This window comes from Pseudomonas sp. QS1027 (assembly GCF_002814235.1).
Taxonomy (GTDB): Bacteria; Pseudomonadota; Gammaproteobacteria; order Pseudomonadales; family Pseudomonadaceae; genus Aquipseudomonas.
Genome location: NZ_PHSU01000027.1, coordinates 51281 through 75940 on the forward strand (window position 1 = coordinate 51281; position 24660 = coordinate 75940).

The window sequence follows — 24660 nt, forward strand, 5'->3', positions numbered from 1 at the left end:
GCAGCTCATCGTCGAGCCTTCCCACCAGCGAGCGCGAACGGCCCATGCTCCTTCGTCAACTGACCTACCTCGTGACACTGGCCCAGGAGCGACACTTCGGGCGCGCGGCGGAAAAATGCAATGTCTCGCAACCGGCGCTTTCCGGCGCAATCCGCAGTCTCGAACAGGAACTGGGGGTCTCGGTGGTGCAGCGCAGCCGCCGCTTCGAAGGCTTTACCGCGGATGGCGAACGGGTGCTGGTCTGGGCACGGCGGATCCTTTCCGATTGCGGCTCGATGCGCCAGGAAGTCGGCACCGGGGAACTCAACCCCAGCGGCATCCTGAGGTTCGGTGCCATTCCCACCACCCTGTCGATGGTGCCCCTGCTTACCGACTTCTGCCTGCGGCCCTATCCGGACATGCGCCATGAGGTCTACACCCTGGCCAACTCGCAGATGCTGCAAAAAATCTCCAACTTCGAACTGGACCTGGGCATGACCTATCTCTGCGACGGGCGCCTGCGCGAATTCCAGACCCTGCCACTGTTCAAGGAGCGTTATGTTCTGATCACCCGCGATGACAGCGACCTGCAAGGTGCCAGCGAACTGTCCTGGAGTGACGTCGCGCGCCTGCCGTTGTGCCTGCTCACCGCGAACATGCAATGCCGCCAGGGCATCGACGCGGCGTTTGCCGAAGCCGGTGTCGAGGTTTCACCCCGGGTGGAAACCGATTCGATGATGGTCCTGTATGCCCATGTCCGCTGTTCCGGGCTGTGCAGCGTCGTCCCCCACAGCGCCTTGTCGCTGATTGAAATGCGCCAGGAAATCACCGCCATTCCGATCGTCCCGCAACTGCAACGGGAAATCGGCCTGGTGATGCTGCAGCGCGATCCGCAGCCATTGCTGCTGGCATCGGCCCTGGCGATCTTCAGCACCCTGGACCTGCAAACCCGCGTCGACGCCTTCCTGCACGGCTGATAACCCACGCTGATCTATAGATCAGTCCAAGCGATTAGCCAGGGCCGCCTCCCCTGCCGGACTATGCCGATCGAGCAGCACGAACTGCTCGAACCAGCGCGGTGATCCGTGCTGACCTATTCCAATAAGAGGAAGGTCCCCCATGGCGAAGATTGTATGCGTGCTCTACGACGACCCCATCACCGGACAACCCGAGACTTATGCCCGAGACGGCCTGCCCACTCTCGAGCGCTACCCTGACGGTCAAACCCTGCCCACCCCGAAAGCCATCGACTTTGAACCGGGCACACTGCTCGGCAGCGTTTCCGGCGAACTGGGACTGCGTCAATACCTCGAGTCCAATGGCCACACCCTCGTGGTCACGTCCAGCAAGGACGGCGCCGACAGCGTCCTCGACCGCGAACTGCACGATGCCGAAATCGTGATTTCGCAACCGTTCTGGCCGGCCTACATGACCGCCGAACGGATGGACAAGGCACCGAAGCTGAAGATGATCGTCACCGCCGGTATCGGCTCCGATCACACCGACCTGCAAGGCGCCATGGACCGCGGGATCACCGTGGCCGAAGTGACTTACTGCAACAGCAACAGCGTCGCCGAACACGTGGTGATGAGCGTACTGGCGCTGGTGCGTAACTACCTGCCTTCGCACCAATGGGTGCTCAAGGGCGGCTGGAACATCGCCGATTGCGTCGCCCGCTCCTACGATGTCGAAGGCATGCACGTGGGCACGGTCGCCGCCGGCCGTATCGGTTTACGCGTCCTGCGCCTGCTCAAGCCGTTCGACATGCACCTGCACTACATGGATCGCCATCGCCTGCCCGAGGCCGTGGAAAAAGAGCTGAACCTGACTTACCACTCGACCCTGGAAAGCCTGGCCAAAGCCTGTGACGTGGTCACTCTCAACTGCCCGCTGCACCCTGAAACCGAGCACATGATCAACGCCGAGTCGCTGAAGCACTTCAAGCGCGGCGCCTATCTGATCAACACCGCTCGCGGCAAGCTCTGTGATCGGGATGCCATCGCGGCGGCGCTGGAAAGCGGTCAGTTGGCCGGTTACGCCGGTGACGTCTGGTTCCCGCAACCGGCCCCCGAAGATCACCCTTGGCGCACCATGCCCCACCACGGCATGACCCCGCATATCTCCGGCACCAGCCTGTCGGCCCAGACCCGTTATGCCGCCGGCACACGGGAAATTCTCGAATGTTATTTCGAGAACCGCCCGATTCGCGACGAGTACCTGATCGTCCAGGGCGGCGAGTTGGCTGGCGTCGGTGCGCACTCGTACAGCGCGGGCAACGCCACCAAGGGTTCCGAAGAAGCAGAACGCTTCAGGAAATGACGTCGACCTCGACAGAAGCGGGCCAGAAACCTGGCCCCATTCGGCGCCTGCGGGCCCTTTCCCTGCTGTGGATCGGGCTCGGGGCTTTTATCGGACTGGCAGGGCTCGGCGCTATCACCGCCAGCAGCGGGCAACCCCTGCTGATCGGCTCCTTCGGTGCCAGCGGCGTCCTGCTGTTCGCCTATCCGGAAGGACCCTTTTCCCAGGTCCGCAACGTGATCGGCGGACATTTTCTGACCTCGCTGGTGGCCCTGACGTGTTTGCAGGTCTTCGGTCCGGGCCTGCTGCCCATGGCCTTCGCCGGTGCCCTGGCGACGGTGTTGATGGTGGTGACGCGTACCGTTCACCCTCCAGCGGGGGGCAATCCGGTCATCGTCTTCATGACGCAACCCGGCTGGTCATTCCTGCTGCTGCCGACGTTGGGCGGGGCCTGCTGGCTGATGCTGACGGCCTGGCTGTACTGGAAAGGCATTCGCTGGTTGCAGCAATACCTGGGTGCCCGGGTTTAGGCTCTACAATAAGCCCGAACCCGGACCACTCGAAAGGTAGCGCCCCGATGGAACGTCTCACCGCGAAAGACTTTGCCCCTGAACTGCTTGAGCTGTACGACTACTATGTCCACGGCAAGATCAACCGCCGGGAGTTTCTCGATCGTGCGGCAAAGTTCACCCTCGGTGGCCTGGCCGCCAGCAGCCTGCTGGCGGCTCTGAGCCCGAATTATGCGCTGGCCGAGCAGGTGCCGTTTACCGACCCGGATATCATCGCCGAATACATCACCTACCCTTCCCCCAAAGGCAACGGGCAAGTACGTGCCTATCAGGTGCGTCCGGCCAAGGCCAGTGGCAAGGTGCCGGCAGTGGTGGTCGTGCATGAAAACCGCGGCCTCAATCCCTACATCGAAGACGTGGCCCGGCGCGTGGCCAAGGCCGGATTTATCGCCCTGGCCCCGGATGGCCTGTCATCGGTCGGCGGCTATCCCGGCAATGACGAAAAAGGCCGGGAGCTGCAACTGACCGTTGACCCGGAAAAGCTCATGAATGACTTTTTCGCCGCCATCGAATGGTTGATGCAACACGACAGCACCACCGGCAAAGTCGGCATCACCGGCTTCTGCTATGGCGGCGGAGTCGCCAATGCCGCCGCCGTGGCCTATCCGGAACTCAGCGCCGCCGTGCCCTTCTATGGCCGTCAGCCAAAGGCCGAAGAGGTGGTACGAATCAAGGCGCCCTTGCTGCTGCACTACGCCGAACTGGACAAGGCCATCACCGACGGTTGGCCCGCCTATGAGCAGGCCCTGAAAGCCGCCGGCAAAGTCTATGAAGCGCATATCTACGCCGGGGTTAACCACGGATTCCACAACGACTCCACACCGAGGTATGACGAGGCGGCCGCCAAGCTGGCCTGGGACCGGACCCTGGGATGGTTTCGGCGCTACCTGGTCTGACCCGGAAAGCGCCGCGCCCCTGTAGGAGCACAAAAGGACCTGGCCTTTTCAACCGATTGTGCGACACGCCCCTAGCGCCGCCTATGTCGGAGAAATCGTGGCCAGGAGGCCAATCGCAATTGTCAGTATGAGAAATCCACCCAGGAACATCGCCATCTTGGCCATAAGGCCTCCTCAACTATAAGGTCAGCGCATAACGCGGATTGCGTAATGAGTTTACGGAGCAGAGCAAACAGAGGTCCGTGGCCCGGCATCACAGGCTGTAGCCCCGGGCATCTGCAGAAGGCTGATCCGTAGGTTCATTGTCGGTCGTGGGCCGAATACATTACAGAGGCAGATGACGATGAAAAATACGGATCAGAACAACGGCCCGAGCAGCCGTTGCACTTTCACCAGTGCAACCCGAAGGGTCTCCATGTCCACGGAACCCAACGCCAGGCGGATCGCATGGGGCACATGTACGGAGGTCGCGAAAGGCTCGGCGGTGGACACTGAAATCTGCTCGCGCATCAGCGCCATGGCGATCTGATCGGCCCGTACCTCTTCCGGCAGGGGCAACCAGAGAAAGAACGAAGACGGATAGCGAACGCTGCGCAGGCCGGCCAGCAACTCGTCGGCCAGGGCCTGCCTGGCCTGGGCGTCCTTGCGCTTTTGCACCTCGAGCCTGGCGACGGTGCCATCCTCGATCCAGGCGGTGGCAATCGCCGTCAACACCCCCGGGGTGTTCCAGGTGGTCGCCCGGATGGTGCGCTCCAGAGCCGCCACCCGTGGAAGCGGCGCCGCGACAAATCCCACCCGCAAGCCTGCGGCCACGCTTTTGGACAGGCCGGAAACGTAGAGGGTCCGCTCCGGCGCCAGTTCGGCTAACGGCGGCGGCGCTTTCTCCGCCAGGTACGCGTAGGCCGCATCCTCGATAATCAACAGATCATGCTGACGTGCAATCGATACCAGTTTTTCACGCTGATCGGCTGCCATCACCCAGCCCATCGGGTTGTGCAGGGTCGGCATGCTGTAGACGGCACGCACCGGGCGGCTGCGGCAGAGCTGTTCCAGGGCATCGAGATCCGGCCCCTGGTCGGTAACGGGAATCGGCACTATTTCAAGGTGCAGCGCCTGCGCCAACACCTTGAATCCCGGGTAGGTCAAGGCATCCGCGGCGATCACATCGCCGGGTTGCAGGAACGCCATCAGGATCACCGTCAAACCATGCTGGGCACCGCTGACAATCAGCACCTGCTCGGCCGACACCCTCAGCCCCCGCGCCGCCAGGTGACGGGCGACCGCTGCCCGTTCGTGCAGACGCCCGGCATGGGGGTGATAGCGCAGCAAGGACTCCAGGTCGCCGGACAACGCCAACTGGCGCAAGGCCGTGCGCAACTGCTCGGCCTGTCCCGGCGACGAGGGATAGTTGAAATTGAGATCGACCATCCCCCGGGCAACGTCGGGCTGGTCGATACCCAGGCCGGAGGGCAGCGACGTCTCCCGGACAAAGGTGCCGCGCCCCGTTTCCCCGCTGACCAGGCCCATGGCTTCAAGCTCCCCATAGACCCGGCTGGCCGTCACCAGGGCCAGACCATGGGTGGCGGCCAACTGGCGATGGGTGGGCAAGCGAGCGCCAGGCGGCAAGCGGCCCGAGCGGATATCGGCAGCAAAAACGTCAACCAGTGATTTGTACCGGGAACGAGGCATGGGGCAGATGTATCCATGACAATATTTTGATTGTATCAATACTCAGTCATAGCATGCGCCTCAAGCAACCCGAACCTTGAGCGTGAAGAGAAAATGGAACGAGCCTCGCCCCTGAACACCCCGGCGATCGCCAGCAGCGCCCGTGGCTGGCTCAATGGATTTATCGGTGTATTGATCTTCAGCGGCTCGCTGCCCGCGACACGGGTGGCGGTCCTGGAGTTCAACCCGGTGTTTCTGACCGTCGCTCGGGCGAGCATTGCCGGGGTGCTGGCGCTATGCCTGCTGTTGCTGTTCAGGGAAAAGCGCCCTGCCCGCAGCCAACTGCTTTCCCTGGTGGTGGTGGCCATCGGCGTGGTGCTCGGCTTTCCATTGTTGACAGCGCTGGCCTTGCAGTACGTGACCTCGGCGCACTCGATTGTTTTCCTCGGTTTGTTGCCGCTGGCGACCGCCGTCTTCGGTGTCCTGCGCGGTGGCGAACGGCCGCGGCCGGTGTTCTGGTTCTTTTCCGTGCTGGGCAGTCTGCTGGTGGTGGGGTTCGCCGTGTCCCAGGGGCTGAGCGCCTCGCCCCGGGGCGATCTCCTGATGCTGCTGGCGGTGCTGGTCTGCGGCCTGGGTTATGCCGAAGGGGCGAAACTCTCCCGGACGCTGGGAGGTTGGCAGGTGATTTCCTGGGCGCTGGTCCTGTCGCTACCGGTGATGCTCGTGCTGACGGGGTTGCTGGCACCCGCCTCGTTCACGGGGATCAGCACACCGGCCTGGTTGAGCCTGGCGTATGTCTCGCTGTTCAGCATGCTGATCGGTTTTGTTTTCTGGTATCGCGGACTGGCCCAGGGCGGCATTGCCGCCGTGGGCCAGTTGCAGCTTTTGCAGCCGTTTTTCGGCCTGGCCCTGGCGGCGACTTTACTGCACGAGCACGTCAGCCTGGGCATGCTGGGGGTCACGGTGGCCGTGATCCTCTGCGTGGCCGGCGCAAGGAAATGCTCAAGGTAGGCCAGGCTATCGCCCTACCCCCAGCGCTTGAACAGCACGCTGGCATTGACCCCACCAAAACCGAAGCCATTGGAGAGCGCATACTCCATGGGCAACGGCCGGGCCTGACCACGAATCAGATCAAGACCTTCGGCGAGCTCATCGGGGTTATCCAGATTGAGCGTCGCCGGCGCCACCTGATCACGCAATGCCAGAATCGTGAAGATCGCCTCGATCCCTCCCGCAGCACCCAACAGATGCCCGGTGGCGGATTTGGTCGAACTGATGGCCGGACCGCCCGCTGTCCCGAACACCGCCTTGATCGCCGCCAACTCACCCTTGTCGCCCACCGGCGTCGAGGTCGCGTGCGCATTCAGGTGCTGGACCTGGGACGGCTCGATACCGGCCTGGCGCAGTGCCTGCTGCATGGCGCGACGAGCACCATCGCCATCTTCCGGGCCGGCCGTCATGTGGTAGGCGTCGGAACTGGTGCCATAACCCACCAACTCGGCGAGCGGTTTGGCACCGCGCGCCAGGGCATGCTCCAACTCCTCGATCACCAACAGGCCGGCGCCCTCTCCCATGACAAAACCATCGCGAGCCTGATCGAAGGGTCGGGAGGCGAGCTGCGGCGTCTCGTTGTAATCACTTGAAAGTGCCCGGGCCGCCGCGAACCCGGCCAGACTGACCCGGTGGATACACGCTTCCGCGCCACCGCAGACCGCCACATCGATCTCCCCCGCACGGATCATCCGGGCCGCATCGCCGATGGCCTGGACGCCGGCGGCACAGGCGGTCACCGGAGAACCCAGTGGCCCCTTGAGACCGTAGCGGATCGAGACGTGACCGGCCGCCATATTGCTGAGAAACGAAGGAATGGTGAACGGCGACAGACGCTTCGGTCCCTTGCTGTCCGTGGTGCGCACCGCTTCGGCAATGGCGGGAAAACCACCGACACCCGAGGCAATGATGGTTGCCGTGCGTTCCTGCGCCTGCGGAGAGTCAGGAGCCCAGCCGGCCTGGGCCAAGGCTTCATCCGCCGCCGCCAGGGCGAACAGGATGAAGCGGTCCATCTTGCGCTGCTCCTTGGCGGACAGCAGTTGATCCGGATCGAAGCCGGCTTCCGGGTCCTGGGCACGGTCCTGGACCTGGCCGCCGATACTGATCGACAGGTCGCCGATCAACTCCGCCGGCAACTGTCGGATACCGGACTGTCCGGCCAGCAGGCGCTGCCAGACCTGTTCGACTCCACAGCCCAACGGGGTCAGTGCGCCCATGCCGGTGACGACGATGCGTTTACTCATGACGATCCAACTCCTTCCGTTTCTTGAGTGAGGTAATGGCTTGTGGACGCTACTATCATCATGAAAGTAACATACCTGCCTCACAAATATCCGAGCGCCCCGACAGGAGCCACCATGCAACGCAAAACCCTGAGCCATGCCGAATGCCCGGTTGCCCGCAGCCTTGAGCGGGTAGGCGAGTGGTGGAATATCCTGATCATGCGCGACGCCCTGCATGGTCTGAAGCGCTTCGACGAATTCTCCCGCAGCCTGGAAATTGCCCCTAACATGCTGACCCGGCGCCTGAATGCACTGGTGGAGGCGGGCCTGCTCGAACGCGTGCCCTACAGCCAGCGTCCGCTGCGCCATGAATATGTGCCGACCGCCAAGGGCGAGGATTTTCGCGTGGTGCTGATGGCGTTTGTCGAATGGGGCAATCGCCATTACGCGCCGGAAGGCGAAAGCGTGCAGATCGTCGAACGCGAGAGCGGACGACCGTTGCAATTGATGATGGCGGATATCGCCGATGGGCGTGCGGTACCGTTGAACCGCAGCACAGTGCAGGCCGGGCCGGCGGCCAGTGAGCAGATGCGTCAGCGGCTGGGATGATCTGAGGTACGAGAAGGAAAATGGCAGGGGCGGCTGGATTCGAACCAACGCATGGCAGGATCAAAACCTGCTGCCTTACCGCTTGGCGACGCCCCTGTAGCTGTTGCGACGAGTGCTGAACACTCGCTTGTTGATCTTGCAGCTTGCGAACCCGAGAAGGGTCACTGCAGGAGTGCGCGGAAATTTATCAACTTTCGCAGCGTCTGGGAAGTCCCAAGGCGAACAAATTTGTTTTAAAAACAGCTACTTATTCTTGACCTCGGTCGGCCACCGTCCGTTTGAGCTTTCTGAACGCCTGTGGCTCCCGGACACGCATGGCCAGCAGCAGCGCCGTGCCGCGTTTCTCGGACAAGGGTGCGCTCAGGGATTCGCTATGAAGCGCTGCCAGTTTGCCGCGCAACCTGTGCATTTCGACCTGCAACTGGGCGTACGCGGCCTTCGTCAACATGCCATGGGCAAAGTCCAGGGTCTCGTCGGCAACGTCGAAGCGGCTTGCCATAAAATCGGGTAGCCCCCGCTGTACAAAGAAGTGCCGGATAGGTCCGTCCGGCAGCCAGTCAAAATCCCGTGCGACCAGCAGCCTGATTCGGTTTCCCGGCTTCAGGTCAGCCAGGCCCATCCGCTCCAGTACCAGCAGGTGCTTGATGCACTCGGCTTTCGACAGGTGATAGGCCGACACCATGTCTTCCAGCGACCATTGATTCAACGCACAGACGGCCGGGCCATAGCTGGAACCGTGCTCATTCAATCAAAGTCGCTGATCAGCACATCGTCTCGCACATCGCAGCCAGAGCAGAAGCGGCTGTGTAAGCACTCCTGCCCCTGAACGCTTAGCCATTGCGCCTGGATAAGGTCCTCTGGCGAAGCCCAGCCCTCGCCCCATCGGCGCAGGGCGGCGGCTCACTCATTTCTCATCGTTGCGTCTGATACCGAACTGATACCGAAGTGATCCCGCCATGGCCTGGCGCCATGAGTGCCACCGCCCCCATATTGACTCGCCCCGATAAGGCCAAGACCCAACTCAATGACGCAATGATCAATTAACCAACCACTGGGCAGGAGCAAGCCATGAATGGCGAAATAGACACAGCCAAAGTCATCAAAACTGCGGATTACAAGAAGCTCAACGGCGATCTCGGCCATGGTCGAAACCGCCTCAGCGCAGCCCAGCCACCGAGAGAACGCGTATTTGATCCGGCATCCAGCGCAGGCATCCAGCGGCACACAGACACACGTCGCGAAGATTACTCATCGTTCTACAAATCGATTCTGGATTATCGTCGCGAAACAAAGCTCGAATTCAATACGACTGCCAGCTATGGCAAATTTTCCGCCGAATTTCACTTCAACTTTGAAAGTAAATACACCTCCCATCAAGACAACACGGCCGCCGTGCGGACCCTGCGCCTGGTCTTCGGCGGCGCGAAGCTCGACGCGGTCTCGGCCGCGGTGCTTTCGTCCAAGTTCAGCGCAGAAGTCGACCGCCTGCCTACGCTGTTCAACCACGAAGAAGCGCATAAATTCTACAGGTTCTTCGACATGTTCGGGACCGACGTGGTGACCTCGATCTCTCTGGGCGGCAATCTGTACTTCCAGGTCCTGGTGCAGAAATCCAAAGTGACGGAGCTCGAAAAGATCAAGGTCGAGCTGGAGGCCGAGTACGGCAGCTTCTTCAAGGCTGACGGTTCGATCGATGATACGGTCGAGCGCAAGCAGTACATGGAGAGCCGTGAAGCCTCAGTCACCACTGAGGGCGGCAACAACAACATCTTCTCCGACGCCATCTTCACGAAGCCGGTGAGGTATGCCGACAAGACGAACGATTGGGTGACTTCCGTCGGGGAAAAACCGGTCGTCGTCGGACGGGAATTCAAGCCGGTCTACGCTTTCATTGCCGACGACAAGCGACGCATCGCGGCACAGACGGCCTTGGACCACTATCTGGGCCGCAACCTGAACGTCCATTCGACCTGGGCTTACAGTAGCCTTACCGTCGGCAACATGACACGGCAAGAATCGGCCGCCGGTGCCGTCGGCAGGCCCGGTATCAAGGTACGCGTGATCGACCGCAAGACGCTGGAGGGACGGGAAGAGTATTTCGCGGCCCCCGCTATCGGTAGCGCCGTGTCCGACATCAACCAGTTCTGGAATACGTTCAAGTCCGGTGTCGAATCCATGGGACTCGAGCGCGCCATCGTACTGCTGGCGACGGAATTCTGGCCACGGGAAAGCCGCTACAGCCCGCCGGATCACATCATCGCTTTCCTCAGGCATAAATGCGGCGGCTCGGAGGCGACACTGCATCGCTGGCGCGATGATTCCCTTCGCTGCGTGCCATGCCCCTATGCCGGCGTCAGCTATGGGCTGATCGGCTACGGCAGCGGCACCTTCCAGGACAAGGGTGGGGATGCCTACGTGATCGGCTTCGGCAATCCGGGGGAAACGCTGCGGCTGGAGCTTCAGATTTCCGCTGACCTCCATACCCATGAAGACGGTACGGCGAAGGTCACTTGCAACGATATCTTCCAGGGGGAAGCGATCCGTTTCCTGAAGTTCCGCAGCCAACATTGGAGCACCTGGCAGATCGCCGTCGACCCTCATGTCCCGGAGCGCATCATATTGGAAAACGATAGTGCGGGTGATGCCAGCCAGGCACTGTGGTACGCGCAGCCGGCAGGGCCAAAATACGGCATGCACCCTTTCTACTTGATCAACGCCCAGACCTGCGGCGTTCTGCAATGGGACAGTGGCGGAGCGGCCGAAAAGGCGGAAGCCGTGCTGCGCCCCTTCGCCCCCAATCTCGACATCAACCTGTGGGACCTGCGCTACCCCTTTATTTTGTGCCTGTCTTACCAGCCGAGCTGGGACCTGCGTGCCTTTGAAGATCGGCGCGTGAAAGTGGCGTCGTACCGGAGCGAGGACACAGAGCTGCGCTGGTCGCCAAGTGAAGTCAGTCGTGTGCTCTGACCCCTGTTTGCTCCGCCCCCCTATTTGAAAAGGAACATTGAAATGCCTAAGGGATACCAGTCGTTTCTGCAGAAATCGACCCGCATTACCTACTGCAGCAAAGAGAAATATGCCAATCACGACCTCTCTGCCGTATGGGTGGCCGATGCATTGAAGCACTTCAAGATCGAGGCCTCGGACACCAAGGACTACAAATACCCTCTCGACAGCCAGCCGACCCGAGCCACGATCTGGCCGACCTGACCGCAAGCGCTCCAGGTGCCGTGAAGGACGGAGACGGCCAGCCACTTCGTCGACAGACGGGGATTTCAAGAACCGGCTCTTGATGGCTAATGCCAGTCAGCTTGGCTGACTGGCATTAGCCGCTGCGAGAACTGCTGCGATGATCCGCACTGTGCTTATCCGTTCACTAATCGCCGCGCCAATCGTATGAACGTATGGGGGCACGACGGTACCGTCCCGTGGTGATGACTCACCAGTGCGCCCCGTCTCCACACATCAAGCTTTGAGTGTTCCGGCCGATCTAACCTGTCAGAGGGCGGAAAAGCCCTCATACTTGCGGTTTGATCTTGCGGTTTGATATGGAGGAGATTGCTCAATGCTTGCACCCATCAACAGGATGCTGGAAAACATCAGCGTCAGGACCAAGCTCGCCATAGGATTCGGCGTGGTCATACTGCTGACCCTGTTGATTGCAATGACCGGTTGGCTGGGGATCCAGTCACTGAGCAACCGCAGTGACCGAATCCTGGATATCGCCAAGCTGAACGATCTGGCCAAGGACGTACGTATCGGGCGCCTGTCCTACACACTGACCGCCGACCCACAGCATGCCGCGAACGTGGTCAAGCTCCTGGACAGTCTCGACAGTCACCTTGCCGAGAACCGCTCGACCTTCGTAGCCCCGCGAGATCTTGCGCAGATCGAATCCGCCAACGATTCGGTCAAACGTTATCGCACACACTTCAACGATTTCAGCCAGGCCATCCAGGCCCGCGATGCTACGCGCGCCGTGTTTGGCAATCATGCCGACGCCGCCGTGGCCGAACTGCAAAAGCTCAAGGACGGCGCTGCATCGGCGAGCGGCAATCAGGCCCAGATCGACGCAGTCGTCACCGCGCAGATGCTGGTCCAGCAAGCGCGGTTTCAGCTCAGGGGCTACAGCTACAGCCTGAAAGCCGAGCTTGAACAACCGGCCAAAGAGGCCATCGACCAGGCCGGCGCTTATATAAAGACCCTCAACGAGTTGCTGCCATCGGCCCAGCCTGAAAGCCTACAGCGCCTGCAACAATCGATGGCTGGCTATCGCGCCACCGTCGGCCAGTTCGCCGAAGCCCAGATCAGGGCGGAGAAAATCCAAGCGCTGCTCAACGATGACATCGCCATTCTCTTTGCAGCGAGCAAGCAGTTGGCGCAGAACCAGGCCGAACAGCGCCTCGCTGACGTCCTCAACGCCCGCAATTGGCTGGCAGGTGCCTTTCTGGCGACCTTGCTGCTCAGCATCATCGCGGCCTGGACCATCACCCGCCTGATCGTCGGCCCGCTGGCGGAAACCCTGCGTCGGGCCGAACGCGTGGCCGCCGGCAACCTGAGCGGTGACGTTACGGTGTCCCGTCGCGACGAACTCGGCGCGCTGCAACTGAGCATGCAGCGCATGACGCTCAATCTGCGTGAACTGATCGGTGGCCTGCGTGAAGGCGTCGTACAGATTGCCAGCGCCGCCGAGGAACTATCAGCGGTCACTGAGCAAACCAGTGCCGGAGTAAACAACCAGCGCCAGGAAACCGATCAGGTCGCCACCGCCATGAACGAAATGGCCGCAACGGTCCAGGAGGTTGCGCGCAACGCCGAACAGGCCTCCAGCGCCGCCGTCAGCGCAACCCGTGAAGCCCGCGAAGGTGGCGAGGTGCTCGGCCAGGCCATGAACCAGATCGACAAACTGGCCCATGAGGTCAATCACTCGACCACGGCCATGGGCGACCTCAAACAGGAAAGCGACAAGATCGGCAGTGTCCTCGATGTCATCAAGTCCGTCGCGCAGCAGACCAATCTACTGGCATTGAACGCCGCGATCGAAGCAGCGCGGGCCGGGGAAGCCGGGCGCGGCTTTGCGGTAGTGGCCGATGAGGTGCGCAGCCTGGCACAACGCACCCAGACCTCGACCGAAGAAATCGAACAACTGATCAGCGGGCTGCACAGCGGCACCGAAAAGGTCGCCAGCAGCCTCGAGAGCAGCCGCACACTGGCACAAAGCAGCGTCGAATTCACTCGCCGGGCCGGCGCCTCACTGGACGGTATCACCCAGTCGGTCCAGGCCATCGAGTCGATGAACCACCAGATCGCCACGGCTGCCGAGCAGCAAAGCGCGGTGGCGGAAGAGATCAACCGAAGCGTGACCAGTGTCCGTGAGATCTCCGAACAGACCGCAGCCTCCAGCGAGCAAACCGCGGCGTCCAGCGTCGAACTCGCCCGGCTCGGGGCTCACCTGCAGACGCTGGTAGGAAGATTCACACTCTGAGGAATGGCGTGGCCGATCGGGTCGGTTTACTCGTAAACCGTCACCCGATTGCGCCCGTTCTTCTTCGACGCATACAAGGCCTGGTCCGCCCAGGCGATCAGGTCGGCGTGACTGATTGAAGGCAGGCTCAGGTCGGCCACCCCCAGGCTGATGGTGAAGCGGATACTCTGCCCTTCATGCACGACTTCCAGGTCTTCGATGGCCTTGCGCAAGCGCTCGGCAAAAAAGCGTGCGCCGGCCTTGTCGGTGTCCGACAGCACCACGCCAAACTCCTCGCCGCCATAACGCCCGGCCACGTCGCTGTCGCGCACATGCTCGCGGACCAGATCGGCCACGTGCTCGATCACCTTGTCCCCCGCCTGGTGGCCATAGGTGTCGTTGACCCGCTTGAAGTGGTCGATGTCGAACATCACCAGGCTCGTGGCATTGCCATAGCGCTGGTTGCGGGCATAGGCGGCCTTCAGGCTTTCTTCCCAATGCCCACGGTTGTACAGGCCCGTCAGGCGGTCGGTGCTGGAGAGTTTCTGCAACTTGGCATTCGCCGCCTGGAGCTGGTGGCGGTTGGTGGCCACGTCGGTGACGTCATAGATCACCAGGCAGATATGGGTGATGGTGCTGTTGGTGGAGCGCAACGGCAGCAACGTGGTGTTCTGGTACATGAAGTCTTCCTGGCCGGTGATCGGCTGGTAGTTCTTGAACCGCACCAGGTAAGGCCGCTGCTCCCAGATGGTGAACGCCGGCGTGCCCAGGGTCGCGACACTCTCCACCTTGCGGCTGAACCACTCGCGATCGACTTCGGGAAACAGGCTGAAGAAAGACTGGCTGTTGGCGTCCTTGGGCTGCACCCCGGAACGGTTTTCCATAAAGGTGTTCCAGACCTGCACGCAGTAGTCGCGGTCCAGCACCACCACGCCGACGTCGATGCTCTGGACAATCGCCAGCAACCAGTGAAACTCGTTCAGATCGAGAGTGTCGTTCATGGCTCAGCTCATCAGGTAGGCGAGTTTGTCGGTCAACCGCTGGATGGAGTCTTCCGTGAACAACAACAGCAAGTCGAAATGAATATCGTGCCCTTCCAGGCTGTAGCTGATTTCTACCGCCAGGGTCTTTTTCCAGCGCTGCTGGTTGACCCGGATCAGTTCGTCGATGGCCGCGTGTTGCCCGAGAATCTGCGGGTGGCCCTGGGAAAACACCACGTCGATCTGCTCGGCAATACTGCTCAGGCACGCGCCGATCAGCACGCTGGAGAGGTCCAGCAACATTTCCAGGTCCGAATACTCGGTGCCCTGGCGCTGCATCAACTGCGCCATGTCGGCGATTTCCGAGTCATGGAACATCAGCAAGGCTTCACCGGCAATCCCGCTGCCGATAAAGCCCTGGCAAATGGCGGTGAGCTGGTTGCCGTTGCCGGCATCCATCAGCGCCATGTGCAACTCGCCCACTTCGAGGATATTCACGTTCGGCACCGGCAAGTGCACGAACACGCCCAACACCTTGGCAATCAGTGCCGCCGCACGACCGATGGCGACGTTGACCGTTTCGCGAAAGGCATCGCGAAAGCTGATTTCAGCCGTTGGTTCAGGGCGAGCAGCCAACTGCGCCTGGCCGGGGGCATTCAGCAGCCCCAGCCGGTCGAGGGTCTCGCGCAGTTCGTCCTGGTCGAAGGGTTTTTTCAGGAACGCCAGCGCACCCAACTCGTGCACCCGGCGTACGGCCTCTTCCTGGACGTCACCGGAGATCACGATCACCTGTGCCTGCAAACCTTCGGCACGGATCGCCGAAAGCACCTGGTAGCCATCCATTTCCGGCATGGTCAGGTCGAGCAGCACCACTTGCCCCAACCCCTTGCGGATGGCATCCATCCCCTGTCGACCATCGCTGGCCTGGGTAATCGAGACCTGCCAGTCTGCCGGCAGCGCCCGTAAAACCTGCTTACGGGCCATGTTGGAGTCATCACACACAAGTAGGGGAATCACTGACACAGACCGGTGCTCATCTTATTGGGGTATCAGGGAAAGCATTAATGGCATGATGCCATAACTTTTACAAAACATGCTCAACGTACAGGTTTTATTGAGAACTACGTCCGATATTCCAGCAGCTTAGGCGCAATCGGACCTCAGGGGATGGCTTAGGTCAACGAAGTGGATCGACGGTGTCACTCGGCGGGCATCTTATGGACGCAGCGAAAAGCGCTCGCGATAGGCCTGCGGCGTGATGCTCATGGCCCGCAGAAAGCTGCGGCGCAGGGTTTCCTCGCTGCCGAAACCGCAGCGGGTGGCGATCCGTTTGATCGGCAGCGCGGTATCGCCCAGCAGGCGCCGGGCGGTTTCCACGCGGATCTGCTCGATGGCCCGAGCCGGTGTCTGCCCGGTTTCGGCGCGGTAATGACGGACGAAACTGCGCTCGCTCATGCCCGCCTGCTGCGCCAGGATCGGGATCGACAGGTCCTGCGCCAGATGTTCGGCGATCCAGGCCTGCAAATCGCCGAAGCGGCTGCCGGCCTTCTGCAAGGACAAGGTGGCACTGAATTGCGACTGCCCGCCGGGGCGTTTCAGGAACACCACCAGATGCCGCGCGACCTCCAGCGCCACCGGACGCCCCAGGTCCGCTTCAACCAGGGCCAGGGACAGGTCGATACCCGCCGTCACCCCCGCCGAGGTCCAGACCGGACCGTCATTGATAAAAATCGGATTGGGCTCGACCCGCACCCGCGGGTACTGCGCCGCCAGTTGTTCGCAGCGGGTCCAGTGGGTCGCCACCCGCCGCCCGTCCAGCCAACCGCTGGCCGCCAGCAGGAACGCCCCGGTGCAGACTGAAGCGACCCGGCGCGCGCAACTGGCCTGCTGGCGCACCCAGGCCACCAGGGCCGGGTCCTCGGCCGCCGCATAGGTGCCCCAGCCACCGGAGATGATCAGGGTGTCGCAAGGCACGCCCGTCGCCGGCAAAGGGTTGGCCACCAGGGCCAGCCCCGCCGAACTCATCACCGGCTCGCGCTGGTCGGCAATCACACTCACGGCATAAGGCAGCGGCAGGCCTTCGGCACGGGCCAGATCGTTGGCCGAGGCAAAGACCTGCAGCGGCCCCGTGACATCGAGCACCTGCACATTGGGGAAAGCCAGGATGCGGATCGTTCTGGGTGTGCTCATGGGAGTTGGCGTGAAACGTGGGGTCAATGGCGGATACGCCAAAGCCTACGGAACTACAGTGAAGCCGTCCAGCCTTGCAGGACCCGCTTATTTACTTCCAAGGAGCTATTACATGACGCTGCATATCGGCTTTCTGTTGTTCCCCAAAGTCCAACAGCTCGACCTCACCGGCCCCTATGACGTCCTGGCCTCGTTGCCGGATGCGCGGATCCACCTGATCTGGAAGGACCTGGCTCCCATCACCTCCAGCACCGGCCTGGTCTTTACGCCGACGACGACCTTCGAAGACTGCCCGCCCCTGGACGTGATCTGCATTCCGGGCGGTGCCGGCGTTGGAGCGTTGATGGAAGATGCCGAGACCCTCTCGTTCATCGTCCGCCAGGCCGCCCAGGCGCGGTATGTCACCTCGGTCTGCACCGGCTCCCTGGTGCTGGGCGCCGCCGGGCTGCTGCAAGGCCGCAAGGCCACCACTCACTGGGCCTATCACCACCTGCTGGCGCCTCTCGGTGCAATCCCCGTGAAAGATCGTGTAGTACGTGACGGCAACCTGTTGACCGGCGGCGGCATCACCGCCGGGATCGATTTTGCCCTGGCCCTGGTCGCTGAACTGGTAGGGGCGCAAGAGGCCCAGGCGATCCAGTTGCAGCTGGAATACGCCCCGGCGCCGCCGTTCAACGCCGGCAGCCCGGAGACGGCGCCCGCGGACGTGCTGGCGATTGCCCTGCAACGGGTGGCGGAGCCGCAAAAGCAGCGCGGCCTGATCACCGAGCGTGTTGCCCAGCGTTTGAAACAAGTGGGTTAATCGCGCTCCCACTGCATATCCAGCAATGCCGAGCCCAGGCTCTTGCCGTGGGCATCCAGCGCCAGGGAACGGGTCACCCCGCCCCGAAGGATGCCCGGCAAGACGAAGTTCAAGGCCCGCACGCCCGGTATCGCATAACGGCGTACCGGTCCGGCTGCCGGATCGAGCAGCGGCGCAAAGTAGTCCGCCACCCGCTCGGCCGTCAGCCATTCGCATAACCTGGGGTAGTCCTCGACCCGATAGGTGATCACCGAGATATTCGAGGTGTCGCCTTTGTCGCCCGTGCGCGAATGGGCAAAGGCGCGCAATTCCAGACCGCTCATGACCGCTCCTCCAGATGAACCGTTGCCGTCAGGTTTTCCCGTGGCAACAGCAGCGACGCCACCGCCACCACCTGCCGCACACTCTTGCTCGCACCGCCGCCGCCCGACGGGCCGTTGGTGTACAGCGTCTCCACTTCATTGCCGACGCGCAACGCATCGGCCCGCTCAACGCAACGCGCCGCCACCCGCAAACGCACTTCCCAGGGTTCGCCCTGCCCTCGTGCACTCAGCGCTTCGCCATACAAGGCATCCACGCCAATCAGTTCCGCACGGACTTCCTCGGTTTTTACGCCGATGATTTCCAGGCGCTGCAAGACAATTTCCCGCGCCAGTCGAGCCCGGGCCAGGGCACCCGGACCACCGTAGGACATCTGTCCCTCACCGATCCAACCGTCCAGGTAACCTACCGAGACCTTCAGGGTTTCCGGACGCTGGCGCCCGCTCGCGCCCTGCACGCCGACCCGGTTCACGCCCTCCTCGACAAAACTCACACCCTGGAAGTCCGCCGTGACATCCGGCGTCAGATAGGCCGCCGGGTCATGCACTTCATAGAGCAACTGCTCCGTGCAGGTCGCCGCGTCCACCCGACCGCCGCTGCCGACGACCTTGGTAATGGTCGCCCGGCCCCCGGCATCCACCTCGGCCAGGGGAAAGCCCAGGTGCGCCAGGTCCGGCACCTCCTTGACGCCCGGGTCGGAAAAATAACCGCCGGTGATCTGCCCAGCGCACTCCAGCAGATGGCCGATCAGCGTGCCACGGCCCAGGCGCGGCCAATCGTCAGCCGCCCAGCCGAACTCGAAGCACTGCGGTGCGAGGAACAGCGATGGATCGGCCACCCGGCCGGTAATCACCACATCGGCATCGGCCGCCAGGGCCTGGATAATGCCTTCAGCCCCCAGATAGGCATTGGCGGAGACCAGCCGGTCGCCCAACTGCTCGACCCGCAAGCCGTTGTCCAGCAAACGGCTCGGCTCGGCACGCAGCACCTCAAGCACATCGTCACCGGTCACGGCGGCAATCCTGAGTCCGTGCAAGCCCAGCTCGGCGGCGATCCGCCGGACCTCCCGCGCGGCGGCCAGGGGATTGGCCGCGCCCATATTGGTGATGATCCGCAGACGTCGCCCGGCACCGGCCACGAACGGCAGCACGCGCTCCATCCGCTCACGCAGCAAAGGGTCATAACCCGCCTCGGGATCGCTGAGCCGGGCCTGCTGCGCCAGGGCAATGGTCCGCTCGGCCAGACATTCGAACACCAGGTAATCCAGCTCGCCCTTGGCCGCCAGTTCCACCGCCGGTTCAATGCGGTCGCCCGAATAGCCGGCACCGGAGCCGATACGCAAGGTTTTCATCGCAAGGTCCCTCATTTCAAAAGATGCCCAGAAGCAACGCCGTCAGGGTCATCAGCACCGAGGCGGCGAGCAGGAAAGGAATGGTGAAACGCTGGTGATCGGCCAGTTCGATCTTGCACAGGCCCACCAGCAGAAAGGTCGCGGGGGTCAGCGGGCTGACCGGGAAACCGGTGGTGTGCACACCCAGCAAGGACGCCTGGGCCACCTGCAACGGCTCCACGCCCAAGGCCTTGCCGACCTCGGCGATCACCGGCATCACGCCGAAATAAAACGAGTCCGGATCGAACAACAGGCTCAGCGGCATCGACAGGAAACCCACCACCGCCGGAATCAGCTTGCCGTGGCCGGCCGGGATCTGCGCCACCGCCACTTCGGCCATGGCCTTGAGCATGCCGGTGCCCTGCATGATGCCGGTAAAGACCCCGGCGGCCAGGAGAATGCTGGCCATGGTCAGGGCGGTCTTGGCATGGGCATCGATGCGGGCACGCTGGGCGTCGACATTCGGATAGTTGAGGCACAGCGCGACCACGGTGCCGAGCATGAACATCACCACCGGGTCGACCCAGCCAGCGATCATCACCGCCATCACCAGCACCGTCAGCAGCAGGTTGGCCCAGAACAGCCGTGGACGGCGCAGGGCTTCTTCATCCGCGCTGATCACCCGGCTCGGCACGCTGCCCGTGGCCAGGCCAGCGCCCAGGCCCAGACGCTGCTCTTCACGCCGGCCCAACCACCAGGCACAGGCGAAGACAAACAGCAGACCGACGATCTGCACCGGAATCAACGGCTGGAACAGGTCCGCCACCGGCACGTGCAACGCTGCCGACGAACGCAGCACAGGGCCGGTCCAGGGCAGGAAATTCACCCCGGCGGCCATCGCCGCGACACAGGCCAGAATGCGCCGGTCGATGCCCAGCCGCGTATACAGCGGCAACATCGCCGGGATGGTCACCAGAAAGGTCACCGCCCCGGAACCGTCGAGGTGCACCAGCAACGCCAGCAAGGCCGTGCCCATGACAATCCGCGTAGGCCGCGTGCCCACCGTGCGCAGGATGCGGTCGATGATCGGGTCGAGCATGCCGGCATCCGTCATCACCCCGAAAAACAGGATGGCGAACACGAACATGCCGACCACCGGGGCCACATTCTTGATGCCGGTGACGATAAAGGCACTGGTTTGCAGACCGAAACCACCGAGCAGCGCGGCAATGATCGGCAAGGCGATCAGCGCGACCAGGGGCGAGAGACGCTTGCTCATGACAGCCGCAAGCAGACAGACGATGGTGATGACACCCAGCGTGGCGAGCATGGGAAGACTCCGGGGCCGCTCGACGGCGGACAGTTATTGTTTTCCCCGGAGTATTGGAACGCGGTTAAGCTTTGTAAATTGGAATGTTCACTCCCATGCATTCGGAAAAACAGAATGAAGAACGCCGTCCAGCATATCCGCGCCTTCCTGACGGTCGCCCAGACCGGCAACTTCGCCCGCGCCGCCGCCGTGCTGCACCTTTCGCCCTCGGCGCTGACGGTACAGGTCCAGCAACTGGAAGAGTGGCTCGGCGTCACCCTGCTGGAGCGCAGCCCGCGCCAGGTCAGCCTGACCGGCGCCGGCCAACAGGCCCGTGGGCCCATGGAGAAACTGTTGCTGGACCTGGACAATATCGTCAGCGGCTCCCGCGACCTGGCCAGTCTGCAACGGGGCGTGGTAACCCTGGCCGCCTTGCCGTCGATCTGCTCCGGCGCCCTGCCACCGGTCTTGAAGCTGTTTCGCCAGGCCTATCCCGGTATCGAAATCCGCCTGCGGGACGTGGTCGCCCAACGTATCGACAGCCTGGTACGGGAGAATGAAGTGGACTTCGGGCTGGGGGTACGGGCCCGGCTCAATCATGGCCTGGATTTCGAAGTGGTCATGGTCGACCGCTTGTGCCTGTTCCTGCCCGACGAACACCCACTGGCGCGCAAGACCACGGTCAACTTGCCGGACCTGAGTGGCCAGCCGATGATCCTGACCGGACGTGACAGCAGCGTGCGCGAACGGGTCGAGCAACTGTTCGACGAACAAGGCCTGACGCTGGTGCCGGGGCTGGAAGCCAACTACATGTCCACGGTCCTGGCGTTGGTGCGCCAGGGGCTGGGCATGGCGCTGTTGCCGGAATCGGCGGATGACGGCCTCAGCGGCCTGCAAAAACGCCCCGTGGAACACCCCGGCGTCAGCCGCGAGATCGGCCTGATCAGCCGCAGCGGCCAGCCCCTGTCCCCCGCCGCGACGCGCTTCGTGGCCTTGATTCGGCAAGGCCTGGACCCGACCCGGTCTCTTGAAAATCCCTGAATCACTCAGGCAAACCGCGCGCTAGAACGTCAGTGAATGCTTGCGATCCAGGCTTTCGCCAAAGCCGCGAATCACCTCCAGCAGCGACTTCACCCGCAGTGGCAGACTCCCCGCCGGGTACACGGCGTGCATCTGCGGACTCTCGCCACTGCTGGAGGTGAGCTTGTATTCGGGGCAGACCCGGACCAGGCGCCCCGCCTCCACCTCGGGTTCCGCCAGCCAATCCGCCAGGCGGGCAATGCCGACACCCGCCAGGGCCGCGTGGAACACCGCCGCACCGGAGCTGAAACGAAACTTCGGATGCACCCGAAAGCTGATGGCCTGCTCCTCGCTGCGAAAATTCCACTCCTTGAGGATCCGCGGCGCGGTATGCAGGATCAGCGAATGCGCCTCCAGCGCCTCGATGGAATCCGGCATGCCGCGCCGCTCCAGATAGCCGGGGCTGGCATACAGGTAACGTGAATAACTCCACAGCGGAAAACCGATCAGGTCACTCGATTGCGGAAACGCACCACGAATCGAAAAGTCCAGCTTGCTCTTGGCCGGATCGATGGTCTCATCGGTGAAAATCACATCGACGTTCACGTCCGGATAATGCTCGCAGTACTGCGCGATCAGCCGGGGCAAGACCCCGTGCCCGAGAAACTCGGGGGCGGAAAAGCGAATCCAGCCGTGGGCCAGGCCGCTGAGACCGGCCAGGTCTTCATCCGCCTCACGTTGCAGATCCAGCATTTTGTAAGCATGAGGTAGGAAACGTTCACCTGCCTCTGTCAGGCTCACGGCATTCGACGAACGATTGAACAACTTGACCCCGGCACTTTCCTCCAAGGCCTGCACAGCTCGGGTCAGCGAGCTGGGAGAGCGTCCCAGGGTACGCGCCGCGGCAACGAAGCTACGCTTGCGCGCCACCGTCGCGAAGGCTTCCAGCTCCCCCAACATATCCAGGGCCATTCCCCACCTCATTGCACTTTTCACAATGCGGCATTGCAACACAAAAAAAGCCCTTCCGTTAGCCTTCCCGTTCAACCCACAGGGACGTAGGCAAACAGGAGCAAACGGACGTGTCAAAGCTGGATGAAATAGTCGGGAAATCTGCGGCGCTTATCGGTGAAGAAATTCGCGAATGGCTGGGGAAAAAGTCCGCGACCTCAACCCGACAGGGGATACCGCAGGTTCATGTATCGTTCGAAGAACAACGTGGCCTGCACGCCGGCCTGGCGTCGCTGGCGGTGACCGACAGCGCTTCGGGCATCCGCTGCATGCCGGCCCTGGGCCAGTTGCTGGAGAGCACCCTGGGCACCGAGAAAGTCCGGCAACTGCGCGACTTTCCCCAGTCCCCTGAGGTGGCGATGATCGTCCGCGGGCTGCCGGTGGACCTGCAGCTACCGCCCACCCCCTACGACATGACGCCGGGTATCGAGCACCTGCCGGTGATGGCCGGGGCGATCCTGTCCGTGCTGCAAACCCTGCAAACCCGCCCGGTGGCGTACGAAGGCGAAAGCGACGACACGGTGTTCCGCCATGTCTCGCCCAAGCAACAGCGCGAGAGTGAAAAAAGCTCCTATGGCTCGCGCATGGACCTGGGCATGCATGTCGACAACCCGCACCTGCCCCTGACCTGCGAACCCCTCGCGCGCTTGTCGGCCTGCCCGGAGTACCTGTCCCTGACCGGTCTGCGCTGCGAGCTCGGCGTGCCGACAAGCATCGTCGCCATTGCCGACGTGCTGGCCATGCTGCCAGCTTCGGTCGAAGAAGAATTGTCGCGGCCGCACTTCGCCATCCGCCGACCGGCCTCCTTCGGCAAACAGGGTAATGTGCTGGAAAACGTCCCCCTGCTGTACAGAAACGCCAGCGGTGGCCTGTATTGCCGCTACAACAAGGCCAGTGTCGCCGCGACCTGCGCCAACGCGCAGTTTGCCCTGCAACTGTTCGCCGCCGCCGCCAATCATCCCGATGTCGTGCACCAGATTCTGTTGCAACCGGGGGACATGCTGATCTTCAAGAACCAGCAAACCCTGCATGCCCGGGACGGCTTCACCCCCCGCTACGACGGCCGCGACCGCTGGATGCTGCGCGTCTTCGGGGTCAACGACCCGGCACGCGTGGTGCCGCTGGACCCTCACCAACCTTTCATCGTCAGAGCCTGATTTCATGGTCGATATTGTCATCCTTTGCGTTTTCGCCTTCTCCGCCGGTCTGATCGATGCGGCGGTGGGCGGCGGCGGACTGATCCAGATACCCGCGCTGTTCAACGTGCTGCCCACGGCATCACCGGCAGCGTTGCTGGGTACCAACAAGGTCGCGGCCGCCTGCGGCACCGCGTTCGCGGCCCGGTCCTTCGTACGCAAGGTGGTAATCGACTGGAGCCTGGTGGTCCCGGCCGCCTGCGCGGCCTTTGCCATGGCCTTCTTCGGCGCGGCCACGGTGTCCTCCGTGCCCCAGTCGGTGATCCGTCCGGCGGTGCTGGTGCTGATCGTATTGATGGCCATCTACACCTTCTGGAAGAAGGACTTCGGCGCCCTGCACAAACCCATGCGCATCGGCACCAAGGAAAAACTGCTGGCGATCGTGATCGGCGGGGCCATCGGCTTCTACGACGGGCTGTTCGGCCCCGGCACCGGCAGTTTCCTGATCTTCCTGTTTATCCGCTGCTTCGCCTTCGACTTCCTGCACGCCTCGGCGTCGGCCAAGGTGGTGAACATCGCGACCAACGTCGCGGCACTGATCTTCTTCATTCCAACCGGCAACGTGCTCTACCTGATCGCCATCCCCATGGCCGTCTTCAACATCCTCGGTGCGCTGACCGGCACCTGGCTGGCGGTGCACAAAGGCGTACCCTTTGTCCGGGCGCTGTTCCTGGTGTTGCTGGTGATCCTGATCAGCAAACTGTCCTACGACCTGATCCTGCAAACCTGATCCTGTAACCCCGAG

Annotated in this window: 23 protein-coding genes and 1 tRNA gene; 13 read left to right on the top strand and 11 right to left on the bottom strand. The window is 62.5% G+C overall.

Translation table 11 applies throughout. The features are described 5' to 3' along the window. The first annotated feature begins 44 nt into the window (after positions 1-44). The 4 genes from CWE01_RS22920 (at position 45) to yghX (ending at position 3742) form a co-directional block, all read left to right on the top strand. A complete protein-coding gene (locus tag CWE01_RS22920) occupies positions 45-956 on the top strand; it encodes a LysR family transcriptional regulator (RefSeq protein ID WP_100942829.1) in 912 nt (303 codons plus the stop codon). 142 nt (positions 957-1098) lie between these two features. Next, positions 1099-2298, top strand: a complete 1200-nt coding sequence (locus CWE01_RS22925) for an NAD-dependent formate dehydrogenase (protein ID WP_100942830.1) — start codon at positions 1099-1101, stop codon at positions 2296-2298. After that, positions 2295-2807, top strand: coding sequence for an HPP family protein (locus tag CWE01_RS22930; RefSeq protein WP_100942831.1), 513 nt, complete (start codon positions 2295-2297; stop codon positions 2805-2807). The genes CWE01_RS22925 and CWE01_RS22930 overlap by 4 nt, the downstream gene beginning before the upstream one ends. A gap of 47 nt (positions 2808-2854) precedes the next feature. Beyond that, a complete protein-coding gene (yghX, locus tag CWE01_RS22935) occupies positions 2855-3742 on the top strand; it encodes a YghX family hydrolase (RefSeq protein ID WP_100942832.1) in 888 nt (295 codons plus the stop codon). Positions 3743-4099: 357 nt separating this feature from the next. On the opposite strand, the gene CWE01_RS22940 is transcribed toward yghX, so the two are convergent. Further along, entirely contained in the window at positions 4100-5431 is a 1332-nt protein-coding gene (locus CWE01_RS22940; RefSeq protein ID WP_100942833.1) for a PLP-dependent aminotransferase family protein, read from the bottom strand. 93 nt (positions 5432-5524) lie between these two features. On the opposite strand from CWE01_RS22940, the gene CWE01_RS22945 reads away from it, so the two are divergent. Then, entirely contained in the window at positions 5525-6421 is an 897-nt protein-coding gene (locus CWE01_RS22945; protein WP_100942834.1) for a DMT family transporter, read from the top strand. A 14-nt stretch (positions 6422-6435) separates the two neighbouring features. Here the strand turns inward: CWE01_RS22945 and fabF are convergent, their stop codons facing one another. Further along, positions 6436-7704, bottom strand: a complete 1269-nt coding sequence (gene fabF / locus CWE01_RS22950) for a beta-ketoacyl-ACP synthase II (RefSeq protein WP_100942835.1) — start codon at positions 7702-7704, stop codon at positions 6436-6438. A gap of 114 nt (positions 7705-7818) precedes the next feature. Between fabF and CWE01_RS22955 the strand changes: the two genes are divergently transcribed. After that, positions 7819-8292, top strand: coding sequence for a helix-turn-helix domain-containing protein (locus CWE01_RS22955; RefSeq protein ID WP_100942836.1), 474 nt, complete (start codon positions 7819-7821; stop codon positions 8290-8292). Positions 8293-8313: 21 nt separating this feature from the next. Here CWE01_RS22955 and CWE01_RS22960 read toward each other — a convergent pair. Together CWE01_RS22960 and CWE01_RS22965 are read right to left on the bottom strand one after the other, a co-directional pair. Next, positions 8314-8388, bottom strand: a tRNA-Gln gene (locus tag CWE01_RS22960). A 151-nt stretch (positions 8389-8539) separates the two neighbouring features. Continuing rightward, entirely contained in the window at positions 8540-9040 is a 501-nt protein-coding gene (locus tag CWE01_RS22965; RefSeq protein WP_256579404.1) for a hypothetical protein, read from the bottom strand. A gap of 320 nt (positions 9041-9360) precedes the next feature. On the opposite strand from CWE01_RS22965, the gene CWE01_RS22970 reads away from it, so the two are divergent. The 3 genes from CWE01_RS22970 (at position 9361) to CWE01_RS22980 (ending at position 13777) form a co-directional block, all read left to right on the top strand. Next, positions 9361-11259: an MAC/perforin domain-containing protein gene (locus CWE01_RS22970; protein ID WP_100942837.1), complete on the top strand. Its 1899-nt coding sequence runs from the start codon at positions 9361-9363 to the stop codon at positions 11257-11259. Between the two features lie 42 nt (positions 11260-11301). Then, positions 11302-11502, top strand: coding sequence for a hypothetical protein (locus tag CWE01_RS22975; protein WP_100942838.1), 201 nt, complete (start codon positions 11302-11304; stop codon positions 11500-11502). Between the two features lie 376 nt (positions 11503-11878). Then, the gene (locus tag CWE01_RS22980; protein ID WP_177410508.1) at positions 11879-13777 is read left to right on the top strand and encodes a methyl-accepting chemotaxis protein; all 1899 of its coding nucleotides are present in this window, start codon (positions 11879-11881) and stop codon (positions 13775-13777) included. Positions 13778-13803: 26 nt separating this feature from the next. Here CWE01_RS22980 and CWE01_RS22985 read toward each other — a convergent pair whose 3' ends face one another. From CWE01_RS22985 to CWE01_RS22995, 3 genes are all read right to left on the bottom strand, one after another. Next, positions 13804-14757: a diguanylate cyclase gene (locus tag CWE01_RS22985; protein ID WP_100942840.1), complete on the bottom strand. Its 954-nt coding sequence runs from the start codon at positions 14755-14757 to the stop codon at positions 13804-13806. Between the two features lie 3 nt (positions 14758-14760). After that, on the bottom strand, positions 14761-15759 hold the full coding sequence (locus CWE01_RS22990; protein WP_100942841.1) for a response regulator: 999 nt from the start codon (positions 15757-15759) through the stop codon (positions 14761-14763). A gap of 192 nt (positions 15760-15951) precedes the next feature. After that, positions 15952-16926, bottom strand: coding sequence for a GlxA family transcriptional regulator (locus tag CWE01_RS22995; protein WP_100942842.1), 975 nt, complete (start codon positions 16924-16926; stop codon positions 15952-15954). Positions 16927-17038: 112 nt separating this feature from the next. Here CWE01_RS22995 and inhA point away from each other — a divergent pair, with 112 nt between their 5' ends. Beyond that, a complete protein-coding gene (inhA, locus tag CWE01_RS23000; protein WP_100942843.1) occupies positions 17039-17728 on the top strand; it encodes an isonitrile hydratase in 690 nt (229 codons plus the stop codon). On the opposite strand, the gene CWE01_RS23005 is transcribed toward inhA, so the two are convergent. The 3 genes from CWE01_RS23005 to CWE01_RS23015 are packed head-to-tail and all read right to left on the bottom strand — an operon-like array spanning position 17725 to position 20709. Next, positions 17725-18051 carry a hypothetical protein gene (locus CWE01_RS23005; RefSeq protein ID WP_100942844.1) on the bottom strand — a complete coding sequence of 109 codons (327 nt, stop codon included), beginning with the start codon at positions 18049-18051 and terminating at the stop codon, positions 17725-17727. The genes inhA and CWE01_RS23005 overlap by 4 nt on opposite strands. Continuing rightward, positions 18048-19400, bottom strand: coding sequence for an acyclic terpene utilization AtuA family protein (locus tag CWE01_RS23010; RefSeq protein WP_100942845.1), 1353 nt, complete (start codon positions 19398-19400; stop codon positions 18048-18050). Before CWE01_RS23010 ends, CWE01_RS23005 begins: the two co-directional genes overlap by 4 nt. Before the next feature lie 16 nt (positions 19401-19416). After that, positions 19417-20709 (bottom strand): CitMHS family transporter, encoded by a 1293-nt coding sequence (locus tag CWE01_RS23015; protein ID WP_100942846.1) that lies wholly within the window; start codon positions 20707-20709, stop codon positions 19417-19419. 114 nt (positions 20710-20823) lie between these two features. On the opposite strand from CWE01_RS23015, the gene CWE01_RS23020 reads away from it, so the two are divergent. Further along, the gene (locus CWE01_RS23020; RefSeq protein ID WP_100942847.1) at positions 20824-21729 is read left to right on the top strand and encodes a LysR family transcriptional regulator; all 906 of its coding nucleotides are present in this window, start codon (positions 20824-20826) and stop codon (positions 21727-21729) included. Positions 21730-21750: 21 nt separating this feature from the next. Here the strand turns inward: CWE01_RS23020 and CWE01_RS23025 are convergent, their stop codons facing one another. Next, positions 21751-22680, bottom strand: coding sequence for a LysR family transcriptional regulator (locus CWE01_RS23025; RefSeq protein ID WP_100942848.1), 930 nt, complete (start codon positions 22678-22680; stop codon positions 21751-21753). Positions 22681-22790: 110 nt separating this feature from the next. On the opposite strand from CWE01_RS23025, the gene CWE01_RS23030 reads away from it, so the two are divergent. Continuing rightward, positions 22791-23876 (top strand): TauD/TfdA family dioxygenase, encoded by a 1086-nt coding sequence (locus CWE01_RS23030; protein ID WP_100942849.1) that lies wholly within the window; start codon positions 22791-22793, stop codon positions 23874-23876. A 4-nt stretch (positions 23877-23880) separates the two neighbouring features. Continuing rightward, entirely contained in the window at positions 23881-24645 is a 765-nt protein-coding gene (locus tag CWE01_RS23035; RefSeq protein WP_100942850.1) for a TSUP family transporter, read from the top strand. The last annotated feature ends 15 nt before the right edge of the window (positions 24646-24660 follow it).

What these genes read in the sequence shown, in the direction of transcription:
- CWE01_RS23005 (WP_100942844.1), bottom strand. Translation starts at nt 18,051, where the DNA reads ATGAGCGGTCTGGAATTGCGCGCCTTTGCCCATTCGCGCACGGGCGAC.
- CWE01_RS23015 (WP_100942846.1), bottom strand. Translation starts at nt 20,709, where the DNA reads ATGCTCGCCACGCTGGGTGTCATCACCATCGTCTGTCTGCTTGCGGCT.
- inhA (WP_100942843.1), top strand. Translation starts at nt 17,039, where the DNA reads ATGACGCTGCATATCGGCTTTCTGTTGTTCCCCAAAGTCCAACAGCTC.
- CWE01_RS22940 (WP_100942833.1), bottom strand. Translation starts at nt 5,431, where the DNA reads ATGCCTCGTTCCCGGTACAAATCACTGGTTGACGTTTTTGCTGCCGAT.
- CWE01_RS23010 (WP_100942845.1), bottom strand. Translation starts at nt 19,400, where the DNA reads ATGAAAACCTTGCGTATCGGCTCCGGTGCCGGCTATTCGGGCGACCGC.
- CWE01_RS22925 (WP_100942830.1), top strand. Translation starts at nt 1,099, where the DNA reads ATGGCGAAGATTGTATGCGTGCTCTACGACGACCCCATCACCGGACAA.
- CWE01_RS23035 (WP_100942850.1), top strand. Translation starts at nt 23,881, where the DNA reads ATGGTCGATATTGTCATCCTTTGCGTTTTCGCCTTCTCCGCCGGTCTG.
- CWE01_RS23025 (WP_100942848.1), bottom strand. Translation starts at nt 22,680, where the DNA reads ATGGCCCTGGATATGTTGGGGGAGCTGGAAGCCTTCGCGACGGTGGCG.
- CWE01_RS23020 (WP_100942847.1), top strand. Translation starts at nt 20,824, where the DNA reads ATGAAGAACGCCGTCCAGCATATCCGCGCCTTCCTGACGGTCGCCCAG.
- CWE01_RS22980 (WP_177410508.1), top strand. Translation starts at nt 11,879, where the DNA reads ATGCTGGAAAACATCAGCGTCAGGACCAAGCTCGCCATAGGATTCGGC.
- CWE01_RS22995 (WP_100942842.1), bottom strand. Translation starts at nt 16,926, where the DNA reads ATGAGCACACCCAGAACGATCCGCATCCTGGCTTTCCCCAATGTGCAG.
- CWE01_RS22975 (WP_100942838.1), top strand. Translation starts at nt 11,302, where the DNA reads ATGCCTAAGGGATACCAGTCGTTTCTGCAGAAATCGACCCGCATTACC.
- CWE01_RS22930 (WP_100942831.1), top strand. Translation starts at nt 2,295, where the DNA reads ATGACGTCGACCTCGACAGAAGCGGGCCAGAAACCTGGCCCCATTCGG.
- CWE01_RS22920 (WP_100942829.1), top strand. Translation starts at nt 45, where the DNA reads ATGCTCCTTCGTCAACTGACCTACCTCGTGACACTGGCCCAGGAGCGA.
- CWE01_RS22970 (WP_100942837.1), top strand. Translation starts at nt 9,361, where the DNA reads ATGAATGGCGAAATAGACACAGCCAAAGTCATCAAAACTGCGGATTAC.
- yghX (WP_100942832.1), top strand. Translation starts at nt 2,855, where the DNA reads ATGGAACGTCTCACCGCGAAAGACTTTGCCCCTGAACTGCTTGAGCTG.
- fabF (WP_100942835.1), bottom strand. Translation starts at nt 7,704, where the DNA reads ATGAGTAAACGCATCGTCGTCACCGGCATGGGCGCACTGACCCCGTTG.
- CWE01_RS22985 (WP_100942840.1), bottom strand. Translation starts at nt 14,757, where the DNA reads ATGAACGACACTCTCGATCTGAACGAGTTTCACTGGTTGCTGGCGATT.
- CWE01_RS22945 (WP_100942834.1), top strand. Translation starts at nt 5,525, where the DNA reads ATGGAACGAGCCTCGCCCCTGAACACCCCGGCGATCGCCAGCAGCGCC.
- CWE01_RS22955 (WP_100942836.1), top strand. Translation starts at nt 7,819, where the DNA reads ATGCAACGCAAAACCCTGAGCCATGCCGAATGCCCGGTTGCCCGCAGC.